This window comes from Actinomadura sp. NTSP31, from assembly GCF_041951385.1.
GTDB lineage: Bacteria > Actinomycetota > Actinomycetes > Streptosporangiales > Streptosporangiaceae > Spirillospora > Spirillospora napierensis.
The window spans coordinates 61,151-78,779 of sequence record NZ_JBGNUT010000011.1; the positions used below are offsets into that span (position 1 = coordinate 61,151).

The following is a 17,629-nucleotide window of genomic DNA, read 5'->3' on the forward strand; positions in this document are numbered from 1 at the left end:
CGCGAACCCCATCGATGTCACGCGGACGGGTCCGTCACCAGAGGCGTACTGCCGAACGACGAAGTCGGGAGGAATCGTGAACAGCTCCGAGCGCAGGGGGCCCCTGCGCCTTCTCGTCGTGGACGGCCATCCGATCGTCCACGCCGGAGTCTCCAGCACCGCCGCCACCACCCCCTGGCTCACGGTGGTGGGCTACGCCAAAACCGGCCAGGAGGCGATCGCCGCCGCCAAGGCCCACCGCCCCGACCTCGTGCTTCTCGATCTCCGCCTCCCCGGCCCGCTCGCCGCACAGGTGATCCATGACCTCCGCGCCTGCGCGCCCGGGACCAAAGTGATCATCTACTGCTCCCGCGGCCGACTGGACGGGGCCGTCATCGACGGTGCCGACGGCCTGGTCCCCAAGGACGCGGACCCCGCCGAACTGCTGGACGCCCTCCACGGGGTCGCGCGCGGCGAGCGCCTCCCAGGCAGCGCGGACGGCCTCGCGAAGCAGTGCTCCCCCGGCGTCCGCGATCTGAAGAAGCACGGCCTCACCCGCCGCGAGTTCGAGATCCTGCGCCGCGTGGCCATGGGCGAGACCAATGCCGAGATCGCGCGGGTGACCGGTCTGGCCAGCAACACGGTGAAGACCTACTTCCAGCGGACCCTGGAGAAGCTCGACGCGCGCAACCGGGTCGAGGCCGTCGTCCACGCCGCAGAGATCGGGCTGCTCTGACCTCGCGGCCGCCGCCGCTCTAGCGCGATGCGTCGATGACGAGCCGGTCGTCCTCGACGGCGACGGCCGTGCCGAACTCGGCGCATGCGGCTGTGAAGCGGCCGGCGATCCAGTCGCGGTCGGCGGCGCCCGCGAGGCGGGTGCGGGCGAAGTCCAGGCGGAGCGGGACGGCCTCGACGCGGGAGAGGCCGTCGCCGCCGAGACGGGCCAGGAACAGCAGGCCGAGGTCGTTGCGGAGGAGCTCGGACACCGCGTAGTCGTCGATGAAGTCGCCCATGTCGAACAGGACCGGCGGGGCGACGCCGTGGAAGACGTGCGCCGAACTGCCCGCGACCAGGGACGCGCCCGCGTCCACCAGGTCCCCGGCCGCGCGGCGGACGTAGCGGAGGGGCTCCTCGGTCATGTTCGGGCCCCAGTGCGGCAGGACCACGACGAGATCGTTCGACCGGGCGAGGGCACGGATCTCGTCCCGCAGCCAGGCGTCGGTCCCGTGCCGGAGGTCGGCGAACGCGACGCCCGGGCGGTCCGGCCCGGCGGCGAAGTCCGGCGGGTGATCGGTGACGCCGACGACCGCGACGCGCAGGCCACCGGCCTCCAGGATCACCGGCGTCCGCGCCTCGCGGACGCCGGGGCCCGCGCCGACCGTCCGGACGCCCGCCGCGCCGAGGTGCGCGAGCGTGTCCGCCAGGGCGTCCTCGCCGAAGTCGAGCGCGTGGTTGTTGGCGAGCGTCACGCAGTCGACGCCGAGGCCGGCGAGCGCCTCGACAGCGTCGGGAGGCGCGCGGAAGTGGAACGACTTGCCGGGCGCGTCCCATGGTCGTCCGCGGCCGGACACGCAGCATTCGAGGTTCAGCAGGGCGAGATCGGCTTCGTGGAAGACGTCCCGCACGCCCCGGGAGAACAGGCCGTGCGGGCCGGCCGCGCCGATCTCGTCGGCCACACCGCGCCCGAGCATCGTGTCGCCCGCGAGCGCCACCGTGATCGTCATCGGTGCCTCCTCCCCTACTGACGGTCCTACCCGGTGCGCGCCGTACCTCCCCGCGCGGCGGGCGGGTACGGGCGGCCGGTCAGCCGACGTGGAAGGTCGATGTGATCGTCTCAGGACAGGGGGCGGCCCGGGCCCTTGTTGATCTGCGCGATGAACAGCTGCGCGAGCGCGTGCTGGCCGGCGGCCGTCGGGTGGAAGCTGCGCGGCTCGGCCTCCAGCGCCGACAGGTTCAGCGCCAGCCCGTTCATGTACGGGTCGGGACTGCCCGCCTCATGGCCGGCGAACGCGCTGTAGGCGTCGACGAACTCCACGCTGCCCCGGCCGTGCCGGGCCGCGATCCGCCGGTCCTCCTCGGCCACCGACTGCCGGACGAGCTGCCCGAGGTCGTAGGCGCGGGCGTTCAGCCACTGCTGGTCCGAGACCGTGATGTTGTCCCCGCCGACCCCCTGGACCTCGGAGAACGCCTTCGGGTACCCCATCACGATCACCCGCGCGTCCGGCGCCTTCGCGGTGATCTTCGCCAGCAGGGCGGGCAGGTCCTGGCGCAGCCTCGCCATCCGGCCCGCGATGTCCTTGCCCTGCTCGGTGCAGCTGTGGCTCCACGGCAGATGCACCACGCAGCCGCCGAGCACCTTGGAGAAGCCGACGTCGTTGCCGCCGATGCTGAGCGTCACCAGGCTGGTGCCGGCGTTGAGGCGGTCGATCTGCGGGGGCTCGCCGTACCGCCCCTTCAGCACGTCGGCCGTCCTGGCGCCCGAGCACGCCCAGAACGCGGATCCCTTGGCGAAGTGGAACGTCCGCGCCACCTCGTAGTAGTACGCCTTGGACGTCCGGTGGCAGCGCTCAAGGGGGTTGCGGTCGGCCACCGTCGCCTCGGCGCCGACGCCCGCCGAGTAGGAGTCGCCGAGCGCGACGTACGCGCCGCTCGTGGCCGCCACGACCGGCGCGACCTGCTTCTCCTTCGCCACGACGGGGTCGGCGCGCACCGGCGGCTCGGGCCGGGGGCAGCCGCCGCCGAACACCTTGCACCGCGCGGCCGGCATCGCCACCAGCGGAACCACCGCGAGGGCCAGCAGCCCTACCAGGACCAGGACGGCGAGTCCCCGCTCGCCGAGACGCTCACGCAGCCGACGCGGCCAGGACCCGGGGGTCATCGTCCTCCTCGCGCACCGTGGACACCGCGGCGTCCGCCTTTACACTGTAGATCCGTTTCTGGGACGCGGGCGGGGCGTCGCGCGTTCCCGGAGAACCACCTTACGTGCGGCCGCGCTCATCCGGTGCCGGGCGGCGGCAGCGGCAGCCACATGACGGTGCGCGGCCCGAGTTCGTGCAGGCCCGCCTCGATCTCCGCGTCCCAGTAGGCCCTGATGCCCGGCCCCCACCGCTCCGGGGGCAGGTCGGCGAACCCGTTGCGGGCGTACCAGGGGCCGTTCCACGGGACGTCGCGGAACGTCAACAGGCTCACTCCCGGGGAGCCGTGCGCGGCCGCGCGCTCCGTCACCGCCCGCAGCAGGCGCGTGCCGATCCCCCGGCCCACGAGGTCGGCGTGCACGGAGATCTGCTCCAGGTGGGTCGCGCCGTCCACCTCCTCGACGGCCGCGAAGCCGACCGGCGGGTCCCCGGCCACCAGGAACTCGGCGCCCTTCTCGATCATGTGCTCGGCGACCGTCGGGCCGGGCGGGAACACGATCCCGATCGGCTGGAACAGCCGGTCCCCCGAGTCCTCGATCGGCGGCAGCCCGGCCAGTTCGTCGGGCCGCGCGAGGCGAACGTCGTACTCCATCGCGCGAGCGTAGAACGGCGGGCGAACGTCCCGCCTCCCATTTGCGACCAGGGGAAACCGGTTGCCGCCGCGCCGGGCCCGATGCGACGGTGTCCGGCATGACGACGGTACGGCTGCTGGAGGCCGAGGACTGGTCCCTGTACCGGTCCGTCCGCCTGGCGTCCCTGGCCGACTCGCCCGAGGCCTTCTGCTCCACCCTCGCGCGCGAGGAGGCGTTCACGCCCGATGTCTGGCGGGAGCGGCTCAGCGCCCGCAACACCTACCTCGCCGAGACCGCCGACGGCCCGAGCAGCCTGGTCGCCGTCATTCCCGGGGAGGATGGGACGGCCGAGCTCGTCGGCATGTGGGTGGCGCCCGCCGCGCGCGGCCGGGGCGTCGGCGACCTCCTGGTGCGCGCCGCGCTGGAGTGGACGACCGGGCGCGGCCTCCCCGAACTGCGGTTGTGGGTCGTCGAGGGCAACCGCCGCGCGGAACGCCTGTACTCGCGGCACGGCTTCACACGGACCGGCGCCACGCAGCCCCACCGTCCCGGCGAGAAGCAGTTCGAAATGGCGCACGTCCTGGCCCGTCCGTAGGTCGCCGTGATCGGCGGATACCGGAACTCCGGGCGGGGTTACCTGACGCCGGCCTCCTTCATCTCGCGGAGTTCGCGCTTGAGCTCCTTGATCTCGTCACGGAGCCGGGCGGCGAGCTCGAACTGCAGGTCGGCAGCGGCCTGGTGCATCTGCTCGGTCATCTGCTCGATGAGGCCCTCCAGCTCCTCGCGGGGGCGCTCGCCGACCAGGTCGGCGGCGTGCCGGCCGACCTCCTTCGTCCGCGAGGCGAGGCCGGGGACGGGGGCCTTGCCGCGGCTCTGCTGGCGGCCGGCGCCGCCGATGAGGGTCTCGGTGTCGGCGTCCTCGCGGGCGAGGGAGTCGAGGATGTCGGCGATCCGCTTGCGCAGCGCCGTCGGCTCGATGCCGTGCTCGGTGTTGTAGGCCTGCTGCTTGGCGCGGCGCCGGTTCGTCTCGTCGATCGCGCGCTCCATCGACGGGGTGACGGTGTCGGCGTACATGTGCACCTGGCCGGAGACGTTGCGGGCGGCACGGCCGATCGTCTGGATGAGGGACGTCTCCGAGCGCAGGAAGCCCTCCTTGTCGGCGTCCAGGATCGCCACCAGGGACACCTCGGGCAGGTCGAGGCCCTCGCGCAGCAGGTTGATGCCGACCAGCACGTCGAACTCGCCGGCGCGCAGCTCGCGCAGCAGCTCGATGCGGCGCAGCGTGTCGACCTCGCTGTGCAGGTAGCGGACCTGGATGCCGAGTTCGAGGAGGTAGTCGGTGAGGTCCTCGGACATCTTCTTGGTGAGGGTGGTGACGAGGACGCGCTCGTCGCGCTCGGTGCGCAGCCGGATCTCGTGGATCAGGTCGTCGATCTGGCCCTTGGTCGGCTTGACGACGATCTCCGGGTCGATCAGGCCGGTGGGGCGGATGACCTGCTCGACGACGTCGCCCTTGACCCGGTTCATCTCGTAGGGGCCGGGCGTCGCGGACAGGTAGACGGTCTGGCCGATGCGGTCGAGGAACTCCTCCCACTTCAGCGGCCGGTTGTCCATCGCGGACGGGAGCCGGAAGCCGTGCTCGACCAGCATCCGCTTGCGGGACGCGTCGCCCTCGTACATCGCGCCGATCTGCGGGACGGTCTGGTGCGACTCGTCGACGACGAGGAGGAAGTCCTCGGGGAAGTAGTCGAGGAGGGTGTTGGGCGCGGTGCCGGCGTCGCGGCCGTCGATGTGCCGGGAGTAGTTCTCGATGCCGGAGCAGGTGCCGACCTGGCGCATCATCTCGATGTCGTAGGTGGTGCGCATCCGCAGCCGCTGCGCCTCGAGCATCTTGCCCTGCCGCTCCATGACGGCGAGGGTCTCCTCCAGCTCGGCCTCGATGTCGCGGATCGCGCGCTCCATCCGCTCGGGGCCGGCGACGTAGTGGGAGGCGGGGAAGACGTACAGCTCCTCGTCCTCGGTGATGACCTCGCCGGTGAGCGGGTGCAGGGTGGCGAGCTTCTCGATCTCGTCGCCGAACATCTCGATCCGGACGGCGAGCTCCTCGTACTGCGGGATGATCTCGATGGTGTCGCCGCGGACCCGGAAGGTGCCGCGGGTGAACGCCAGGTCGTTGCGGCTGTACTGCATGCCGACGAGCTGGCGGAGCAGGTCGTCGCGGTCGACCTCCTGGCCGACGCGCAGCCGGACCATCCGGTCGACGTACTCCTGCGGGGTGCCGAGGCCGTAGATGCACGACACCGACGCGACGACGATGGTGTCGCGGCGGGTGAGCAGCGAGTTGGTCGCCGAGTGCCGCAGCCGGTCGACCTCGTCGTTGATCGAGGAGTCCTTCTCGATGTAGGTGTCGGTCTGCGGGATGTACGCCTCGGGCTGGTAGTAGTCGTAGTAGGAGACGAAGTACTCGACGGCGTTGCCGGGCATCATCTCGCGCAGCTCGTTGGCGAACTGGGCGGCCAGCGTCTTGTTCGGCTGCATGACCAGCACGGGCCGCTGGAGCTTCTCGACCAGCCACGCGATGGTGGCGGTCTTGCCGGTGCCGGTGGCGCCCAGCAGCACCGAGTCGGCGTCGCCGCGCTCGACGCGCTCGGCCAGCTCGGCGATCGCCTGCGGCTGGTCGCCCGACGGCGTCATCTCGGTGACGACCTCGAACGGCGCCACGCGGCGCCGCAGGTCCGTGATCGGCCGCATGATCGCCTCTCCCCCTCGGTCTTCCCTCGCTTGCCGCCCACTCTATGCAGCAGGTACGACAATCGCGGACCGTCCAATATTTCCGCAGGTCAGACCGGTGGCCAGGGGATCATGAGGCGGGCAGCGGGAGGCGGGCGCGGACGGCGTAGCCGCCGCCGCGCGGGCCGGCCTCGAAGCTGCCGCCGAGGGCGGTGACCCGCTCGCGCAGCCCGACCAGGCCGTGCCCGCCGCTCGGCAGGTCGTGCGCGGGCGGCGCGGTGGGCGGCTCGTTGGCCACCTCCACCTCGATGGCCTCGGGCAGCAGCCCGAGATCGACGCGGGTGTCGGCGGCGCCGGCGTGCTTGTGCACGTTCGTCAGGGCCTCCTGGACGAGCCGGTAGAGCGTCCGGCCCACCGCGGACGGCATGGGACGTTCCACGCCGCGGACGGACAGGACGACGCGCAGCCCGGCCGCGCCGGACTGGCCGACCAGCTCGCGCACGTGCGCGAGGGTGACCGCCTCCTGCGGGAGGGCCTCCTCGCCCTGCCGCAGGACGCCGATGACGTGCCGCAGCTCCTCCAGGGCCTGCCGCCCCATGTCGCCGATGACGGCGGCGGTCTCGGCGGCCCGTCCGGGGTCGCGGGCGGCGACGGCCTTGAGCGCGCCGGCGTGGACGACCATGACGCTGATGCGGTTGGCGACCACGTCGTGCATCTCGCGGGCGATGCGGGTGCGCTCCTCGCCCCGCGCGCGCTCCGCGAGGAGGTGCTGCTCGCGTTCCAGGCGGGCCGTGCGTTCCTGGAGGGAGGCCAGGAGCTGCTTGCGCGCGCCCATGTAGAGGCCGAGCAGGACGGGCACCGCGGTGAAGGTCGTCCCGAAGATCGCCTGGACGAGGAACGTGTCGTCGCTGGCCGTCGGCCCCGGGAAGGCCAGGCCGGCGGCGTAGCTCAGGCCCGCGATCGCCAGGACGGTGCGACGGGAGGTGGCGTAGGCGGCCAGCGAGTAAAGGATCACCAGGACGACGAACGCCCCGCCGCCGGTGAGGGCGCTGAACGCCGTCGCGAAGACCGCCAGCGCGACGGGGTGCCGGCGCCGCACCACGGTGCACAGGCCGAGGATGACGCTGCAGGCCGAGGTGACGGTGTGCGGCAGCCAGAAATCCTGGGGGGTGAACCACAGGAAGACGCCGTCCAGCACGGCGAAGGACACGGCCAGGGTGACGTCCAGCGCGCGTGAACGCCGCGTCGGCCACGCCGCCGACCACCAGCCCCGCAGGTGCATGCGATGAGCCTATAGGCAGGCCAGAGGACCGGAACCTCCCGCGATGGGGACGGCCGGCGCCGGCCGGCTTCGCGCAGGTGACGGCGGTGTGGCCCGCCGGCGCCCGCCGCCCCTGCCTGCGGGGCTTTCCCGCCGTCCCGGTGCTGTGGTTACGATGACGGCGCCGACTAGGACGGGGTGGCCGCCGACGATGATCCGCTTCGCCAACTGGCTCGGGAAGAACGCCGACGCCTTCATCGCGCTGGTGCTGGCCATCACGGTCGCGGTGCTCGGCCTCGGGGTGAACCTGCCGGACGAGGACCAGATCACCAACAGCGCCATCCTCGCGGTGGTCGGGCTGCTGGCCACCGCGGTGCTGCGCGACCGGGGCCGCCGGATCCCGGTGGAGGCCGAGGTGCGCGACACGCTGCGCGCGTCCTCGTCCACGCTCGACGACCTGCGCGGCAAGATGGCGCACATCGAGCAGTTCGAGGACGTGCTGGCGGGCACCAAGCGGGCGCTGGACGAGACGGCGGTCGTCCGCGTGATCAGCGGCGGGCAGGTCGGGCAGGTGCTGGCGGAGGCGCGGCGCGACACCGACCGGTGGTTCTTCAAGGGCGGCACCGGGACCTACATCCGCGCCAAGACGCTCCCGGAGTGCGTGGCGGCCGCCCGCAGGGAGCGCCGCACGCTGCTGTTCCGGATGGAGATCCTGGACCCGACCGACGTGGAGGTGTGCGAGGCGTACGCCCGCCACCGCCGGTCGGTGTCGGACGCGCCGGACGCGACGGGCGAGAAGTGGACGCTGGAGCGCACCCGCAAGGAGGCGTACGCGACGCTGCTGGCGGCGTGCTGGCACAAGCAGCGCTTCGCGATGCTCGACATCGACATCGGCCTGGCGCGGACGATGACGACGCTGCGCTACGACCTGGCGGCCTCGCGGCTGGTGGTGACCCGCGACGACCCGCGCGGCGAGGCGCTGGTGGTCGACAGCAACAAGTTCTACTACAGCTGGATGAGCGCGGAGCTGCAGACCAGCCTGGACCAGGCGCGCCGGGTCCCGGTGGAGCAGGCCAGGCTGGCGCCGCTGGACGACGAGCCGACCGTCGAGGAGGTCCGCAAGCTCTTCGAGGTGATCGGCATCGGGCTGGCGCCCGCCTACACCGACCGGGACGTCATCGAGATCATCCGCAAGGCGCTGCGCGCGAAGGACCCCTACGAGTGAGGACGGTCATGACGGGGCGGCGATGAGGTACGACGAGATCCGGGGGGACATCCGCGCGGGCAGGGCCGCGCGGACGCTGCCGGCGTGGGCCGGGCGGGTCCTGGAGGACGTCGCGGCGGGCCGCTCGCCGGTTCCGGCGGTGCGCCATCCCCTGGGCTTCCTGTGCCTCCCGGTGGAGCGCAGCGGCGATCTCGGGGTGTGCCTGCACATCTGGACGCCGGAGGTGCGGCCCGCCCCGTCCACGACGTCGCCGGTGCACTGCCACAGCTGGGACCTGCTCAGCTTCGTGCTGTACGGGACGGTGCGCAACGTCCGGATGGACGTGCGGGAGGGGCCCGGTGACGTCGTGGACGGGGTCGCGCCCGACAGCGCCGGGCAGGTGTTCGAGGTCGTGAGCCGTGGGGAGGTGGACGAGCTGAGGGCGACGGGCCGGGCCGTCCGCTACCGTCCGGGCCCTTCGGCGGCGCATCGGACCGGTGAGTCGTACACGCTGCCCGCCGGGGTGTTCCACAGCACGCTCATCGAGGACGGGCTGGACGCGGCGACGGTGGCGCTGGGGCGGCAGACGCCCGGTGGCGGCGACCTCTCGCTCGGGCCGCTGGACGTCCCGACGCACCAGGTGCGCCGTTCCCGCAGCGATCCGCGCGACACGGTGCGGGCGCTGCTGCGGTCGGCGCGCCGGATCGCCGCGGCGCATCCCGGGCCCGGTCCCCGCACCGCGTCCCTGTCCCAGGAACCGCCGTTCCTGTCCCACGAACCACCGTCCCTTTCCGAGGAGTTCTCCGGCCCGCACGGGCGCCGGTGCCGCTCGGCCCGCCGGTAAGCGGGCATGGACACGACTGGAGAGGCCCGATGAGAACCAGCGCCCCGTCCCCGCCCCTCCCGGTCGATCTCGCCGAGGCCCGCCGGGTGGCGGTCGAGGCGGCGGAGGCCGCGGGCACGCTGCTGCGGTCCCGGGTGGACGGGCCGGTGGACGCCCGTCCGAAGGGCACCGCCGGGGACGTGGTGACGGAGCTGGACACGGCCGCCGAGGCGCTGATCCTGGAGCGGCTGCGGGCCGCGTACCCGGGGCACCGCATCATCGCGGAGGAGTCCGGGATCCTGGAGGGCGCGCCGGGCGAGGAGATGGTGTGGCTGGTCGATCCGCTGGACGGCACCAACAACGTCGCCATCGGCATGCCGGTGTACGCGGTCGGGCTGGCGCTGTGCGCGCGCGCGGAGCCGGTGCTCGGCGTCGTCCATGACCCGGTGGCGGGGCGCACCTGGTCGGCGCTGCACGGCAAGGGCGCGCTGGGGCCGGACGGGGCGCCGCTGACGCTGCCGGAGCGGCCGAGGCCGGGGCGTGAGGACAACCCGGTGCTGGCGTGGACGCAGGGGCATCAGGTACGGCCGGACGACGCCGCGGCGTTCCGGCTGCGGTCCGGTGTGGAGGCAGGATGCGCGCGGATGCTGCAACTGTGGGCGCCGCTGGTGGGGTGGGCGATGCTGGCGCGCGGCGACATCGACGGGTTCGTGGGGTACCTGCCGGAGATCGTGGACCTTCCCGCGGGGGCGCTGCTGGCGGCGGAGGCTGGCGCGGAATTGCGGCGCCTGGACGGGGCGCCGTACGAGCTGGGCATCGACCGCCCGCCGTCGGAGCTGAGCTTCGTGGCGGCGCGTCCGGAGCTGCTCGACCGCCTGCTGGAGACGACGGCCGCGACCGCGACGGCCCGTTGAGAGACGGCCCTTGAGCGCAGCGCGACGGCCTGCGCGCGTACGCGTTCAGCGAGTGAGCAGGAGCGTCCCGACCGCGGCGGCGCATCCCAGCACCGCCAGGACCGTTCCCGTCAGGACGAACTTGCGCAGCGGGACCCGCACGTCCCACCGGCGGCACCATTCGAACCACAGCAGGGTGGCGAGCGACCCCCACGGGGTGATGACGGGCCCCACGTTCGTCCCGACGAGCAACGAGAGCAGCTGGTCCTGGTTGGCCACCGGTACCGCGGACTCCCCCGCGACATAGGCGGGCAGGTTGTTGAGGACGTTCGACAGGCCCGCGCCGGAGAACCCGGCCCGCAGCGCGCCGGAGACGCCGTCGTCGGTGCCGACGAGCGAGCGCATCGCATCGTCCAGCCCGTAGCGCTCCAGGGTGGGGACGACGAGGAACAGCCCGGTGACGAAGACCATCAGCTGCCACGGAATGAGCGTGGGGCGCAGCGCCGACCGGTCCCTTACGGCGAACGCGGCGACGGCCACGGCGGCGGCCACGGTCGTGGCGATGCCGAGCTGGACGCCGGTGTGGACGCCCGCAAGGATCGCCCCGATGAACAGCAGGCACGCCAGGCCGGTCGCGGAGAACAGCACCCGGTCCCGTACGGGGACGGGATCCGGCGGGTCGTAGGAGTCCGCACCGCGCATGCGGCGCCGCCAATAGAACACCCACAGCAGCGCCATGGTGACGGCCAGCACCGCCGCCTGCGGCAGCCACATGCGTGCCGCGAACTCGGAGGTCTCCAGCGCGACCCGGTCGGCGGCGAGCAGGTTGGTCAGGTTGGAGACCGGCAGCAGAAGGCTGGCGGTGTTGGCCAGCCACACCGTCGTCATGGCGAGCGGCAGGGCGGCTATCCGCGCGCGCGCCGCGAGCGCCAGCATGACGGGTGTGAGCAGTACCGCCGTCGTGTCGAGGTTGAGGAAGACGGTGTTGACCGACGCGAACGCCACGCACAGCAGGAACAGGGCGGCGTAGCGGCCGCGTCCCGCGCGCGCCATCCGCTGCGCGATCGCGTCGAAGACGCCGGCCTCCTTGGTCAGCTCCGCGAGCACGATGATGGCGAACAGGAACAGCAGCAGCGGCGCGATGCGTCCGAGGCTGGACCGGGCGGAGTCGGCGGGCAGCAGGCCGGTCGCGACGAACAGCACGCCGAGCGCCAGGACGCCGATGCGGATCCAGTCGAGAACGCCCAGCGAGCGGGCCGCGCGGCGGGCGGTCTCGATCGGGAGCGGCACGCGCGCCATGATCCCATAACCGGCCCGGCGCGCCGGATATCGCCGTCCGGCGGTGGATACTGAGCGCATGACTCCCCCCGGCGGCCCCCCACGGCAGGAGCGTCCCACCGACTTCTTCGTCAGCTACTCCCCCGCCGACGAGCGGTGGGCGTCCTGGATCGCCTGGCAGCTGGAGGCGGCCGGGCACCGGACGATGATGCAGGCGTGGGACTTCGTGCCCGGCACGAACTTCATCGACTTCATGGACCGGGGGCTGTCGGAGGCCAAGGCCGTGGTGGCGGTGCTGTCGCGCAACTACCTGCGCTCGCGGTACGGGCGGCTGGAGTGGATGGCGGCGCTGCGGGCCGATCCCGACGACCCGGCCCGCAAGCTCGTCACGGTGCGGATCGAGGACTGCCCGATCGACGGGCTGCTGTCGACGATCACGTACGTGGACCTCGTCGGCGTCGAGGACCCGGACGAGGCGCGGGGGCTGCTGATGCGGCGCATCCAGGAGGCGCTGGCCGGCCACGCGCGCCCTTCGGACGGCCCGGGCTTCCCGGGGGTCGGGCCGGGCGCCGAGAGCCGCCGTGCGGCGATCGTGGGCCGCGTCGAGGGCGCCGGATCGGGCGAGGGAGCGGCGGGCGGACCGGAGCCGGCGGGCGAGCGGACGGCGCGGCGCGCGCCCGTGGCGGCGCCGGCGTTCCCGTCCGCGCGCGGCGGCGACGCGCCCCGCGAGCACGTGAGCGTGCTGCACGTGTCGGGCCCGCGGTTCGGCCGGACGCTCGCCGAGCCGGGCGAGCCGACGTCGGCGGCGGAGCTGCAGGACCGCATCTGGAGCGATGTGACGCGGCTGGCCGACGCGGGCGTGCCGCGCCCCGACCTGCTGGTCGTCACCGGCAACCTCACCCACTCCGGCAGCCGCAAGGAGTTCGCCGAGGCGCTGTCGTTCCTGACCGGCCTGCGCGCGCTGCTCGGCCTGGAGGCGCAGCGCGTGGTGCTGGTGCCGGGCACGCACGACGTGACGAAGGCGGCCTGCCAGGCCTACTTCTCCAGCTGCGAGGCCGACGACATCGAGCCGCAGCCGCCGTACTGGCCGAAGTGGCGGCACTTCGCGAACCTGTTCAAGGAGTTCTACCAGGGCCTGGACTCGCTGATCTTCGACAGCGCGCAGCCGTGGACGCTGTTCCCGGTCCCCGACCTGAAGGTGGCGGTGGCCGGGCTCAACTCGACGCTGCCGCAGTCGCACCGCGAGGAGGACCGGTACGGGCGGGTCGGGCAGGCGCAGGCCGCCTGGTTCAACGAGCGGCTCCGCCATTTCGAGGACGAGGGCTGGCTGCGGCTGGGGGCGGTCGAGCACACGCCCATCGCCGGCGAGCCGGGGGCGCTGCGCGATCCCGACACGGTGGAGACGCTCCTGGGCGGCCACCTGAACCTGTTCTTCCAGGGCACCGAGTCCGATTTCGGCGCCATGCCCCTGCTGGGCTCCGGCGTCCCCTCGGTTCCGGCGCTCGGCCCCGGGCGGCACCAGACCGTCGTCCTGCGGCCGGACGGGCTCGAACGGTGGATCCCCGAGGAGGCCGCACGGCGCGGCCCCGAACGCCTGGAGATCTCCTGGCCGAAGGTCGAGGGAACGTTCCCGCCGCGCGCGCGGACGACGCCTCCCGGGCCGTCCGTTCCCATACCGGAACTGGGCGGCGGCGGGCTCGCGGACGGCCCCGCCGATCCCGCGCCCGATCCGACGGCCCGGCTGCTGGACCGGCTCACCGAGGCGTGCGAGACCCGGTTCGAGCGCGCGACGATCCGGCGCGTCGTCCCGCCGCGGCTCTCCGGGGACGCGGGCGAGGACGGCCGCGCCGACCCGCCCCACCTGCTGCTCACCCATCTGGAGGACGGGTTCGTCCGGCAGTACCGGATCGGCGCGCACGTCGGGCAGGTGACCGAGGCGGACGTGGACGCGTTCGTGCGGCACGTGCACGCCGACGGCGCCGACCACGGCTCCGAACTGGTGTACCTGGGGCCGGCGCCGCCGCGTTCGCTGCGCGCGGACGCGCTGCGCCGCGGCATCCGGGTCCGCAGCCTCACCGAGTTCCAGGGCCTGCTGGACCTGTCGGAGTACGTGTCGGCGCAGACCGGGCGGCTGTCGGCGGGCGGGCTGTATCCGCCGTCGCTGTACGTCCCGCAGCGCTTCCGCGAGCTGGACCGGTTCCGCGCGGAGCCGCCGCCGAGCGAGGAGCCCGCGGAGGGCGTCGGCGTCGAGGAGGACGTCGTCGGCGAGATGCTGCGGCTGCTGGCCGCCGACCACGGCCGGTTCCTGCTGCTGTTGGGCGACTTCGGCCGCGGCAAGACGTTCGCGCTGCGCGAACTGGCGCGCCGCATCCCCGAGGAGCTGCCGCACGTCGTCCCGATCCTGATCGAGCTGCGCGCGCTCGACAAGGCGCACTCGGTGGACGGCCTCGTCGCCGCGCACCTGGCCAACCACGGCGAGGAGCTGATCGACCTCAAGGCGTTCCACTACATGCTGCGGCAGGGCCGCATCGTGCTGCTGTTCGACGGGTTCGACGAGCTGGTCACGCGGGTGACCTACGACCAGGCCGCCGACCACCTCGACACCCTGCTGCAGGCCGCGCAGGACAAGGCGAAGATCGTCGTGGCGAGCCGCACGCAGCACTTCAAGTCGCAGGCGCAGGTGCTGACCGCGCTCGGCGAGAAGGTCGGGGTGCTGCCGCACCGGCGGGTGCTCGGGCTGGAGGAGTTCACGCCCCGGCAGGTCCGCTCCTACCTGGTGAACCGGTACGGCGACGAGCAGGTCGCCGAGGACCGCCTCGGCCTGCTGTCCGGCATCGAGGAGCTTCTCGCGCTCACGTCCAACCCGCGCATGCTGAGCTTCATCGCCGACCTGCCCGAGGACCGGCTGCGCGCCGTCGCGCAGGCCCGCACGACGGTCAGCCCCGCCGACCTCTACCACGAGATCCTGTCGTCGTGGCTGGCGTACGAGGCCGAGCGGGTCCGCGGCGGCGGCGGGCCGACCGGGCTCGGCACCGACGACATGTGGGAGGCGGTCGGGACGCTGGCGCTGCGGCTGTGGGAGGGCAACGAGCAGTTCCTGCGGCTGGCCGAGCTCGCCGACGTCGCCGACACCCTCACCGGCCTCGCCGAGGGACGGCTGTCGCCGCACCAGGTGACGCACGCCGTCGGCGCGGGCAGCCTGCTCGTCCGCACCGACGAGGGCCTGTTCGGGTTCATCCACGGCTCGGTGATGGAGTGGCTCGTCGCCCGGCACATCGCGGGCGAGTTCGCGCGCGGCACCGCCCCGGCGGCGCTCGGCCGGCGGGCGCTGTCGCAGCTCACCGTCGACTTCCTGTGCGACCTCGCCGACACCCGCGCCTGCCAGGACTGGGCCGCGGGCGTGCTCGCCGACCCCGCCGCCGACGACGTCGCCCGCGCCAACGCCATCCGCGTCACCACCCGGCTGCGCACCCCGGCGCGCACCGACCTGCGCGGCGCCCGCCTCCAGGGCGAGGACCTGTCCTACCGCGACCTGCAGGAGGTCGACCTCACCGGCGCCGACCTCACCGACGCGCAGCTGGTCGGCGCGAACCTGTCGCGCGCGGTGCTGCGGGACGCCTCGCTCGCCGGCGCGCGGCTGGACGAGGCGAGGCTGACCGGCGCGGACCTGCGCGGCGCCGACCTGTCGCGGGCCCGGCTCGCCCGCGCCGACCTGCGCGACGCCGCCGTCGAGGGCAGCCGCTGGACGCGCGCCGCGCTCGTCGACGCCGACCTGCCCGACCGGATCGCCGCCGCCCCCGAGCTCCGGGAGGCCGCCATCGTCCCCGGCCGCCCCATCGACATCCAGGTCGCGCCCGCCGCCGTCGGCGTCCCCTACGGCTTCCACTTCCAGACCAGCCGGCTGCCGCAGCCGCTCGCCTACAGCCCTGGCGGGTCCGTGCTGGCCGTCGGCAGCGAGGACGGCGGCGTGCTGGTCTGCGACGCCGTCACCGGCACCCCGCTGCGCACCCTGCAGGGCCACCGCGACCGCGCCTACGCGGTCGCGTTCGACCGCGCCGGCGACCTGCTGGCCAGCGGGTCCGCGGACGGGACCGTCCGCCTCTGGGACCTCGCGACCGGACGGTGCGCGCACACCCTCACCGTCCACCCCGAGGGGGTCTGGCCGGTCGTCGTCGGCGGCCGCGCGCCCGCCGGGGGCGTCCTCGTCGCCGCCGGCGCGGCCGACGGGACGATCCGGGTGTGGGACGCCGCGACCGGCGAGCACCGGCTGGACCTCGCCGGGCACACCGCGCCCGTCTACACCGCCGCCTTCGACCCGGCCGGATCGCTCATGGTGACCGGCGACGCGGGCGGCACGCTGCGGGTCTGGGACCTCGCCACCGGCGCGCTGCGGCGCGAGCTGACCGGGCACCGCGGCGCGGTGTTCCGCGCCGTGTTCCACCCCGGCGGCTCCGTGCTCGCCGCGGGCGACGAGGCCGGCGTCGTCCGGCTCTGGGACATCCGCACCGGCGAGATCCGGCAGGAGCTGCTCGGCCACACCGGCCGCGTCTACGCCATCGCGTTCCACCCCGGCGGCGACCTGCTGGTCACCGGCGACACCGACGGGTCCGTCCGGCTGTGGGAGGACGGCCGGCACCGCGCCACCCTCTCCGGCCACGCCGGCGGCATCTACCAGGCGACGTTCAGCCCGGACGGCGGCCGCCTCGCCACCGCCGACAGCGCCGGGTCCGTCCGGCTGTGGGACGCCGAGACCGGCCGGCAGCGCCTCGAGCTCGCCGGGCACCGCGGCGCCGTCTGGCCGTTCGCCTTCCGCCCCGACGGCCACCAGCTCGCCACCAGCAGCAACGACGGCACCGCCCGGCTGTGGGACGCCGAGACCGGCCAGTGCCGGGTGGTGCTGCGCGGCCACGGCCGCCGCGTCACCGGCGTCGCGTTCAGCCCGGACGGCGGGCTGCTCGCCTCCAGCGGCAACGACGGCCTGGTCCGGCTCTGGGACCCGCGCACCGGCCGCCTGATCCGCGAACTGCGCGGCGTCGCCGACAACCTCACCTCCGCCGCGTTCAACGACCGCGACTCCCAGCTCGCCACCGCCACCAACGACGGCGGCGTCCACCTCTGGCAGGCAGGCACCGGCGCCTTCGAACGCGAGCTGAACGTCGAGACCGACCACGTGTGGGCGCAGGCCTTCGCCCCCGGCGGCGACGTCCTCGCGACCGCCAACGACGACGACAGCGTCCGGCTCTGGTACTGGACGACCGGCCGCGAGATCGTCAACCTCGCCGACCACCGCGGCCGGGTCCGCTCGATCGCCTTCCACCCCGGCGGCGACACCGTCGCGACCGGCTGCGACGACGGCGTCGTCCGGCTCTGGGACCCCCGTGACGGCGAGCTCGTCCGGGCGTTCCGTGGCCACACCGACCGCGTCTACCAGGTGGCGTTCGCGCCGTCCGGCGGCCTTCTCGCCAGCGCCAGCAACGACGGGACCGCCCGGCTGTGGAACCCGGCCTCCGGCGACGCCCTGCACGAGCTGCGCGGCCACGCCGGACGCCTGTGGACCACCGCGTTCCACCCGTCCGGGGAGATGCTCGCCACCGCCGGCGACGACCTCGTCGTCCGCCTCTGGAACCCCGCCACGGGGGACCTGCTGCACACCCTCACGGGCCACACCCGCCGCGTCTGGTCGCTGGCGTTCAGCCCGGACGGCACCCAGCTCGCCTCCGCCGGCGACGACGGCGCGATCATCCTGTGGGACGTCACCGACCCGTCCGCCCCCGCGCGCCGCGCGACCCTCCTCGGCCTCGCCGAGGGCTGGGCCGCGCTCGCCCCCGACGGCCGCTACAAGTGGGAGGGCAACGCCACCGCCGAGTTCTGGTACGCCGTCGGCATGTGCCGCTTCGAACCCGGCGAACTCGACACCTACCTCCGCGAAGTCCGCCAACTCCCCATGGACGCGGCCCTCTAGCAACCCGGCCAG

12 protein-coding genes are annotated in these 17,629 nt (G+C 73.8%); 6 read left to right on the top strand and 6 right to left on the bottom strand.

Features of this window, described 5'->3' with window-relative positions; translation table 11 throughout:
- Nucleotides 1–76: 76 nt before the first annotated feature.
- The gene (locus ACA514_RS20020; RefSeq protein ID WP_375042696.1) at nt 77–715 is read left to right on the top strand and encodes a LuxR C-terminal-related transcriptional regulator; all 639 of its coding nucleotides are present in this window, start codon (nt 77–79) and stop codon (nt 713–715) included.
- Nucleotides 716–734: 19 nt separating this feature from the next.
- On the opposite strand, the gene ACA514_RS20025 is transcribed toward ACA514_RS20020, so the two are convergent.
- The 3 genes from ACA514_RS20025 to ACA514_RS20035 all read right to left on the bottom strand — a co-directional run bounded on the left by ACA514_RS20025 (nt 735) and on the right by ACA514_RS20035 (nt 3,486).
- Nucleotides 735–1,703, bottom strand: coding sequence for a CapA family protein (locus ACA514_RS20025; protein WP_375042697.1), 969 nt, complete (start codon nt 1,701–1,703; stop codon nt 735–737).
- A gap of 110 nt (nt 1,704–1,813) precedes the next feature.
- Nucleotides 1,814–2,857, bottom strand: coding sequence for an SGNH/GDSL hydrolase family protein (locus ACA514_RS20030; RefSeq protein ID WP_375042698.1), 1,044 nt, complete (start codon nt 2,855–2,857; stop codon nt 1,814–1,816).
- Between the two features lie 116 nt (nt 2,858–2,973).
- Entirely contained in the window at nt 2,974–3,486 is a 513-nt protein-coding gene (locus tag ACA514_RS20035) for a GNAT family N-acetyltransferase (RefSeq protein WP_375042699.1), read from the bottom strand.
- 98 nt (nt 3,487–3,584) lie between these two features.
- Between ACA514_RS20035 and ACA514_RS20040 the strand changes: the two genes are divergently transcribed.
- A complete protein-coding gene (locus ACA514_RS20040) occupies nt 3,585–4,061 on the top strand; it encodes a GNAT family N-acetyltransferase (protein WP_375042700.1) in 477 nt (158 codons plus the stop codon).
- A gap of 38 nt (nt 4,062–4,099) precedes the next feature.
- Here ACA514_RS20040 and uvrB read toward each other — a convergent pair whose 3' ends face one another.
- Together uvrB and ACA514_RS20050 are read right to left on the bottom strand one after the other, a co-directional pair.
- Complete coding sequence (uvrB, locus tag ACA514_RS20045) at nt 4,100–6,217, bottom strand: excinuclease ABC subunit UvrB (protein ID WP_375042701.1); 2,118 nt, start codon at nt 6,215–6,217, stop codon at nt 4,100–4,102.
- Nucleotides 6,218–6,326: 109 nt separating this feature from the next.
- Nucleotides 6,327–7,478 (bottom strand): sensor histidine kinase, encoded by a 1,152-nt coding sequence (locus ACA514_RS20050; protein ID WP_375042702.1) that lies wholly within the window; start codon nt 7,476–7,478, stop codon nt 6,327–6,329.
- A gap of 154 nt (nt 7,479–7,632) precedes the next feature.
- On the opposite strand from ACA514_RS20050, the gene ACA514_RS20055 reads away from it, so the two are divergent.
- The 3 genes from ACA514_RS20055 to ACA514_RS20065 are packed head-to-tail and all read left to right on the top strand — an operon-like array spanning nt 7,633 to nt 10,398.
- A complete protein-coding gene (locus ACA514_RS20055; protein WP_375042703.1) occupies nt 7,633–8,682 on the top strand; it encodes a hypothetical protein in 1,050 nt (349 codons plus the stop codon).
- A 22-nt stretch (nt 8,683–8,704) separates the two neighbouring features.
- Complete coding sequence (locus ACA514_RS20060) at nt 8,705–9,505, top strand: hypothetical protein (protein ID WP_375042704.1); 801 nt, start codon at nt 8,705–8,707, stop codon at nt 9,503–9,505.
- 29 nt (nt 9,506–9,534) lie between these two features.
- On the top strand, nt 9,535–10,398 hold the full coding sequence (locus ACA514_RS20065) for an inositol monophosphatase family protein (protein WP_375042705.1): 864 nt from the start codon (nt 9,535–9,537) through the stop codon (nt 10,396–10,398).
- Nucleotides 10,399–10,443: 45 nt separating this feature from the next.
- Here the strand turns inward: ACA514_RS20065 and ACA514_RS20070 are convergent, their stop codons facing one another.
- A complete protein-coding gene (locus ACA514_RS20070; RefSeq protein WP_375042706.1) occupies nt 10,444–11,667 on the bottom strand; it encodes an SLC13 family permease in 1,224 nt (407 codons plus the stop codon).
- Between the two features lie 67 nt (nt 11,668–11,734).
- Here ACA514_RS20070 and ACA514_RS20075 point away from each other — a divergent pair, with 67 nt between their 5' ends.
- A complete protein-coding gene (locus tag ACA514_RS20075) occupies nt 11,735–17,617 on the top strand; it encodes a TIR domain-containing protein (RefSeq protein ID WP_375042707.1) in 5,883 nt (1,960 codons plus the stop codon).
- Nucleotides 17,618–17,629: the final 12 nt, after the last annotated feature.